General features: G+C 64.4%; 2 protein-coding genes. Both read left to right on the forward strand.

Translation table 11 applies throughout. The features are described from left to right. Positions 1–97 precede the first annotated feature (97 nt). Entirely contained in the window at positions 98–418 is a 321-nt protein-coding gene (locus tag DLJ47_RS31600) for an integrase core domain-containing protein (protein ID WP_158289919.1), read from the forward strand. A 339-nt stretch (positions 419–757) separates the two neighbouring features. Then, the gene (locus tag DLJ47_RS35500) at positions 758–1318 is read left to right on the forward strand and encodes a hypothetical protein (protein ID WP_146228244.1); all 561 of its coding nucleotides are present in this window, start codon (positions 758–760) and stop codon (positions 1316–1318) included. The last annotated feature ends 849 nt before the right edge of the window (positions 1319–2167 follow it).

Genomic DNA, 2167 nt, shown 5'->3' on the forward strand with positions numbered 1-2167 from the left:
GCCCTCGCGGTCAACAACCGACCTCGCAAGAGCCTTGGCTGGAAGACCCCGGCCGAGGTCTTCGCCGAGCAGCTAAGCTCCCTGAAACAGCCCAGTGTTGCAACGACCGATTGAACTCGCCCAATACGGCAGCGGCGACTTCGCCGACGCCTGCCAACGAAACGGCATCCGCCGCTCGATGGGGCGCACCGGCTCGTCGTATGACAACGCCCTGGCCGAGGCGTTCTTCGCCACCCTCAAGCGGGAACTCGACGTCGACCACCGACGGTGGACCACCGAGGCCGACGCCCGCCGCGACGTGTTCCGCTGGATCGCCTTCTACAACCACCGACGCCGCCACTCCGCACTCGGCTACCTCAGCCCCGCCAACTACGAACAAACCCTGCAACCGACTACGCTGCACCAGATCGCGGCATAACCCGGTGTCCACATCCCGGGGGGAACCTCAAGGAGCCAGTTCCAATTAGGTAAGACTGCTGATGCCATGCGCCGGCCTTGAGCCAGGCCACCACTTGGTCACACTCCTCGTTCGGGTTTACCCTAGTGTCGTGGCGTGTCGCCCGCTGCCGTCACGTTCGCTGCCTCCTGGCTGCTCTCATCCGTGGACGCGCCGTCCTGGAAGGAAAGATGCGGAAAGCTGTGGGGCACGCATCTGTACCGGTGAGCGCAGCATAGGGCCATGTCATAGACGAGAAGCTCCCCGAAGGCCGCTTCTCGGCGGTGCCGCTGCCGGCGGTGACGCAGCTAGCATCCGTGGATGGAGTGGCTAGCAGCAGTGCTCTCATTCGTCGGCGGCCTGATCGCGGCGGCGCTCGGGGCCTACGCCGTCACAAAGACGAACAAGCAGCTGATGGCAGCTGATATCCGCGCACGCTGGGACGCCGCGCTGCTCGAACACAGCGAATCCTTTGCTGCCTCGACGCGCGCCCTACGCCATCATGCCGAACGATTCTCCCGCAGCGAGGACCAGGAGGAGCGCCGGAAGGCACTCGACGAGGCACACCACAGAATGCGACTGGCTTGCGAGCAACTCCGGCTTCTGGGAAGCCCACGGGTCCAGATCGCCGCCCGGACGGTCATCCATCACGCGTACGCAGTGCGGGTCCAGGGGGAAGAGAGCCGAGATCCACGAGCCGGGAAACCTCCGTCCAAGCCTCCCGTCGGCAGACTCAATGATGCTCTGCAAGAGTTTTACCGCGCGGTCCGGGAGCAGTTGAGGGCTGACGACCCGGAGACGGTAATCCATGACGATGATCTTGACGTGATCGAGCGAGGGCTCCAACCGTTGACGTGGGCCGAGCGGTCCCAGTCGGCCTGATCTCTCACTGACGCGGACCGTACACGCGAGCTCTCACCGCGTGCCGCACTCAGAGGCCGTCTCTGGTTGGCCGCCGGGGACTTGAACCCTGAACCCCTCGGCCGGTCTGTGGATCATCTCAGATCGGACGGATCGGCCTCCTGAGCTAGGCGAGGTCTCTCCTTGTCTTACAGCAGTTGACAGCCCTTGTCGGCGTCAGTTGTGCCCGGCTTGCGCCCGACAATCTTGCCGGCCCATCGCTCGTCGTCCATGTTCCAACATCAGCCGCGACCCCCGTCGGGGGATGCCGGCTCAAGCAGTCGGCTGCTGCCAGCTGGTGGCGGCCTGCGTCAACGAGCAGGGTCCATACCTCGTCGGTTGACGTCCGGGACCGATCCGCATCGAGGCGTTCGCTGCCTTCCTGCTGCCTCGCCGCTGCCCGACGTCTCGCTTACAGCTCTGTGCACCGTGTCCGCAGTCCGGGCACAGCTGAAAGCTCGGAGCTCCGTCCGTGCCAGCCCTCGGTTCAGATGGCGCTGGGGCATGCGACGCCGATCATCACCCTGAACACCTATGCGGGGGAGTGGCCAGAGGCAATCGATCGGACGCGGAACCTGGTCGACGCGGCCCTGGCTGGCGCTCGGCTGGCGGCGGCCCGGTGATACGCCGAGTTGTGCTAGCCCGCGATCACGAGTCGCCGTTCCGCCGCAGACCGACCTGTTGATTTGTCGGGCTTGCACTTACCCGGGTTCCGCAGTTTGTGGTCAAACGATCATCGGAATCTGGGCGTTGAGCAGCGAAGATTGATGCATGTCTAGAGAGAGTCGTGTGTCCACGCCCTTGGCATGTTCTTTGATCTTGGTTATGTGG

The sequence above is a fragment of the Micromonospora sp. S4605 genome (assembly GCF_003176715.1).
In the GTDB taxonomy this organism is placed as follows: Bacteria; Actinomycetota; Actinomycetes; order Mycobacteriales; family Micromonosporaceae; genus Micromonospora; species Micromonospora echinaurantiaca.